The sequence below is a fragment of the Flavobacterium sp. genome (genome assembly GCF_039916025.1).
Classification (GTDB): domain Bacteria; phylum Bacteroidota; class Bacteroidia; order Flavobacteriales; family Flavobacteriaceae; genus Flavobacterium.
Genome location: NZ_JBDSMB010000024.1, coordinates 1 through 5,002 on the forward strand (window position 1 = coordinate 1; position 5,002 = coordinate 5,002).

Below are 5,002 nucleotides of genomic sequence, written 5' to 3' on the forward strand. Positions count from 1 at the left end.
CAGCTATCGCTTCAAATTCTTCTAAAGTATTCAAAGAAGAAAAAGTGGTTTCTTATAAAGATGTTGTGAAATATCACAAAGTTAGAAAAGGAGATAACCTTGGCGAGATCTCAGATAAATACGGAGTTTCTGTTGCCGAAGTTAAAAAATGGAATCACTTGAAAGGAAGCAATATCGTTCCTGGAAAAAGTTTGAAAATTATCAGAAACGAAAGAGTTGTAACTACGGTTAGAAAAGAAGTTAAAGCAGATAAGAATGTTGAAACCGAAGTTGCTTCAAACGATGGTGATAAACCAAGTGATTTTTACGTAGTTGAAAGAGGTGATAACTTATTCAGCATCGCTAAAAAATTCAATGTTAGTTTAGAAGACCTGAAAAAATGGAACAATCTTGATGATTTAAATGTGGATCAAGGAATAAAATTATCTTTAGCAGATACTGATGATTCGCCAAAAGAAGTAACCAATAAAGCTGAAGTTAAAATCACGGAGCACGTTGTGGCAAAAGGCGAAAATTTAGGCACTATCGCTAGAAAATTTGATGTAGCCGTTTCTGATATCAAAGACTGGAACAATTTACAAGACAACAATATTCAGCTTGGTGCGAAAATCATTGTTGGTAAAAAATATATGATTTCTTCTGATAGTAAAAGCGGTTCTGCTAAAAATGAAAGCATCGCTACAAACGACAGAAATCAAGTAAAATTATACTATGTTAAAAAAGGCGATTCTTTATTCAGTATTGCTAAAAAATATCCTGGAGTTTCTGTTTTAGATTTAAAAAAATGGAACGGAATTAAAAATGAAAGTTTAAAAGCCGGTATGAAATTAAAAATTAACGGTTAATCCGAAAATCTTCATAAATTTGGGTTTTATTTCATTTATGAATAAGACCCTTTTTTTATGGCTTTTAGTCTCGGTTTTAGCGAGTTCCTGTTCGTTTAAAAAAGACGAGCTACCCGAGAATTCTTCTGCGGCCATAAATACAATTGCTGTAATCATTGATGACCAACTCTGGAACGGAGAAGTAGGCGACAGCATCAGGAATAAATTCGCTTCACCGGTTTTAGGTTTGCCACAGGAAGAGCCATTATTCAGCATCAATCAATATCCGGTAAAACTTTTTGAAGGATTTTCGACCGATAGCCGAAATCTGCTTATCATCAAAAAAGGCAATGAGAATAAGTTTGAATTCAAGCAAAATGAATTTGCCACGCCACAAAACGCTTTTCATATTTCGGGGAAAACATCTTTTGAAATAATCGAAATCCTTGAAAAAAACGCACCCGATATTATTAAAAAAATGCGTGCTATCGAAATCGCACACAATCAAAAAACAATCAAAGACTCATTACTCGACACAAAAAAAATCCAAAAAAAATTCAATATTGATTTATTGATTCCGTCAAAATACGAATATGTAATGCGAAGGAAAAATTTCATTTGGCTTAAAAGCGAAATTATTAGTGGAAATGCCAGCCTTATCATTTATCAAATTCCGTGGAAAAGCATTCGTCCTAATCATGCCGTAACGGATATTGTGATAACCAGGGATTCCATCGGAAGAGCTTATATTCACGGTTCTGATTATGGAACCGAAATGGTTTCGGATGAAGCTTATTCACCTTATTTCTCCAAAACAATCTTAGCCGGAAACAGATGCTACGAAACCAGAGGAACCTGGCAAATGAAAAACGACTTCATGTCCGGGCCATTTATAAACTATGTTATTTTTGATAAAGTTCACCGTCGGATTTTAGTATTGGAAGGATTTTGTTACGCGCCATCAAAAGAAAAGCGCGATTTGATGTTTGAATTGGAATCGATGATTAAATCAATTAAAATTAAAAAGTAGCATCATGAACTTAGAATGGAAAATAAAGCGATTTGAGGCACTAACTGCTACCGAACTATATAATCTGCTACAATTAAGAAGTGAGGTCTTTGTAGTGGAGCAAAATTGCGTCTATCAGGATATTGACCATAAAGATCAAAAAGCATTGCATCTGATTGGAGAGGATGAGGGAATTACTGTTGCTTATGCCAGATTGTTTAAACCAAAAGATTATTTCGAAGAAGCTTCGATTGGAAGAGTCGTAGTTAAGCCAACGTATCGCGATAAAAAACTAGGGCACATCTTAATGCGAGAAGCCATTTATTATGTGAAGCATCAGATTGGCGAAACTAAAATTACCATTTCGGCACAATTATATTTGAAGAATTTCTATGAAAGCCATGGCTTTATTCAAACCAGCGAAATGTATCTAGAAGATGATATTCCACATATCGAAATGAAAAAAAGTTAGATTTTTGTAATGACCAATTCTACTCTTCGGTCATAATCCGCACCTTTGCCAAGCGGAACTGTATTTCCATAACCTTTGAAAGTCATCCGGTCTTTGGATATTTTTTTAAATAATAAGTATTTATAAACCGATTCAGCTCTGTTTATTGAGAGTTGGCGTTTTCTCGTGTTTAAATCAATCGCTTCTTTTTGATACGGCGGCGTGCAGCAAACATGTCCCTGAATTTCAAATTGAAGGGTTTTATACTTCATTAACAACTTTGCAATTTTATCCAATTCTGTTTTAGATTTAAAAGGCAATTTGCTGCTTCCTCTTTCAAACAGAATATTATCCAGATAAATGTGATCGCCAGGAATGTGATGCTTTTGAACGGTGTTGTAAAAACCCGGAATTTCAATTTTTGGTAAAGGCTTCAGGTGAACGACGACATCGACACGACGATTTTTAGAACGCTTTTCCGGAAGGTTTTCTACGATATCATCTTCAATCAAAATGCGTCCTTTGCCTTCAATGGTCACAATGATTTTACTTTTGATACCGTTTTCAATGAATCTGTCCTGAATGGCATTAGCGCGTTTTGTAGAAAGCTTGAAATTATAAGCGTCTTTTCCAACATCGTCGGTGTATCCAAAAATTTGAATATCCTCAATACGCGTAGAATCAGTTTTTTTGATAAAATCAATGGCTTCATTTACTTCTTTTTCGTTCAGGGTAAATTTGTCAAATTCGAAATAAACCGAATGAACAACTTCTTCCTGTGCCTGAAGAAAACAGCAAAACAGTAGGGGAAAAAACTTAATGAACTTCATATTAAATTTTCAAAATCGAGTTATACTGTGATTTGTCGTTTAAAACTTCAATTGACTTCTTAATTTCAAAATTGCTTTTGATATAATATTGATACAATCCTTCTTTATATTGGTATCGTTTTATAATTTCATCCAAAATTAAATTCTTGATTTCTTTTTGATTTTTGTCAATCAGCGTCTCTTCACTTTTTTCCAAAGCCGTTAGCAATTGCTGGTATTCGGCAGCGATTGCAGTATCGACATTTTCTTTTTTCGCTTTTTCTAACGTATTTCTCAAAGCCACTTCAGTTTCAGTATCAAATGATATTTTTTCTCTTTTCAGGAAAGCTTTAAAATCCGAAATATCGGCATCAGTTATAACCGGAATTTTATCGCCAAGCGCTGGATTTTTGTAATAGTAATAAGTGACATAATTAAAAATCCCATCGTTTTTTTGCAATGCTTCAGCAATCGAACTTGTTTTAGTATTTTCCAAAACTACGTCAGGTAAAATCCCGCCACCATCATAAACCGTTCTTCCTTTATTAGTTTTGAAAGCGTTATAATTTTTTTCTTCTGTTCTTATAGCTTTGCCATTTTTGTCTTTATGCGAATAATTCAATGCCTGAATACATCTTCCGGATGGCGTATAATATTTAGAGATTGTTACTTTAACCTGCGTGCCATAAGTCATGTCAAATGGCCGCTGCACTAATCCTTTTCCGTAACTTCTGCTTCCAACAATCACCGCTCTGTCTAAATCCTGCAATGCACCGGAAACAATTTCCGAAGACGAAGCACTTTTTCCGTCAACAATAATTATTAACGGAATTTCAGTATCAATTGGTTCTTTACTTGTTTTATAAGTATTGTTGTATTTAGAATTCTTAGATTTTGTAGTTACAATGATTTCATTTTTTGGCACAAAAAGATTGCAGACATTAACTGCTTCATTCAATAATCCTCCCGGATTTCCACGTAGGTCCAAAACGATTTGTGTTGCTCCATCGGTTTTTAATTTTTCCAATGCTTCTTTGGTTTCAAAAGAAGCTTTTTGGCTGAATTGTGACAAGACAATGTAGCCTGTTTTAGCATCAACCATTCCGTAAAAAGGAACTGCTTTTATGGCAACTTCATCAAGGATTAAATCTGTTGTCATTTGTTTTCCCTGACGTAAATATTTGATGTTGATTTTAGTGCCTTTTGCTCCTTTCATCAATTGTGAAGCATCATCTTTAAAATCGGCTAAAAGGACATCGCCAATTTGTGTAATTTCATCACCGGCTTTTAAGCCAGCTTTGTCTGCCGGAAATCCTTTGTATGGTTCTTTGATGATTAGTTTATCTTCTTTTCGGGTAATCATGGCTCCGATTCCAGTGTATTCGCCAGTGTTATTAATCTTGAATTTGATAACATCCTGTTCGTTGAAATAATTGGTATACGGATCCAAATCAGCCAGCATGTTTTTGATGGCTTTGTCCATCAGTTCAGCAGGATTTGTTTCGTCTACATAGTTTTGATTTACGGTCTTAAAAAGCGTGGTGAAGATTTCAATTTGTTTTGAAATTTCGAAGAAATCGTCTTTAAAACTAACTCCAACAAAAAGGAAAACACCCAGAATTGCAGGAATAAAATATCTTTTTTTAATTTTCGGTAACATCTTTTTTATTTTTTCTTTTAAATCGTTTTCTGATTAGTATAAATAAGACAACTAAAGTAACAATAACTGGCCAAATTCCTAACAAGCTTATAAAGAAATTTGATATTCCGTTAAAGCCCGATACAAAAGCGTTGCCAATTCTTCCGCCGTAGGAAACCGTTGCTTTGCGCGCTTCTGCAACCGGTTTATAAAATTCTATATCCAAAGTGCTCAAAGCTACTTTGTTTTGAAGGTATCTCAATCGGCCTT

General features: G+C 34.5%; 6 protein-coding genes. 3 read left to right on the forward strand and 3 right to left on the reverse strand.

Going from position 1 to position 5,002, the window contains the following annotated elements:
• The 3 genes from ABIQ27_RS01415 to ABIQ27_RS01425 form a co-directional block, all read left to right on the forward strand.
• A partial coding sequence (locus ABIQ27_RS01415) for a LysM peptidoglycan-binding domain-containing protein (protein ID WP_348031360.1) occupies positions 1-845 on the forward strand: 845 nt, incomplete at its 5' end.
• Between the two features lie 37 nt (positions 846-882).
• Positions 883-1,854: a DUF4837 family protein gene (locus ABIQ27_RS01420; protein ID WP_348031362.1), complete on the forward strand. Its 972-nt coding sequence runs from the start codon at positions 883-885 to the stop codon at positions 1,852-1,854.
• 4 nt (positions 1,855-1,858) lie between these two features.
• The gene (locus tag ABIQ27_RS01425) at positions 1,859-2,305 is read left to right on the forward strand and encodes a GNAT family N-acetyltransferase (RefSeq protein ID WP_348031364.1); all 447 of its coding nucleotides are present in this window, start codon (positions 1,859-1,861) and stop codon (positions 2,303-2,305) included.
• Here the strand turns inward: ABIQ27_RS01425 and ABIQ27_RS01430 are convergent.
• From ABIQ27_RS01430 to ABIQ27_RS01440, 3 genes are all read right to left on the reverse strand, one after another.
• Positions 2,302-3,114 (reverse strand): OmpA family protein, encoded by an 813-nt coding sequence (locus tag ABIQ27_RS01430; RefSeq protein WP_348031366.1) that lies wholly within the window; start codon positions 3,112-3,114, stop codon positions 2,302-2,304. The two genes, ABIQ27_RS01425 and ABIQ27_RS01430, sit on opposite strands and share 4 nt — an antisense overlap.
• A gap of 1 nt (position 3,115) precedes the next feature.
• Positions 3,116-4,753 carry a S41 family peptidase gene (locus ABIQ27_RS01435; protein ID WP_348031368.1) on the reverse strand — a complete coding sequence of 546 codons (1,638 nt, stop codon included), beginning with the start codon at positions 4,751-4,753 and terminating at the stop codon, positions 3,116-3,118.
• Positions 4,737-5,002, reverse strand: a 266-nt coding sequence (locus ABIQ27_RS01440) for a DUF4349 domain-containing protein (RefSeq protein WP_348031369.1), incomplete at its 5' end; no start/stop codon positions are given. The genes ABIQ27_RS01435 and ABIQ27_RS01440, both read right to left, overlap by 17 nt.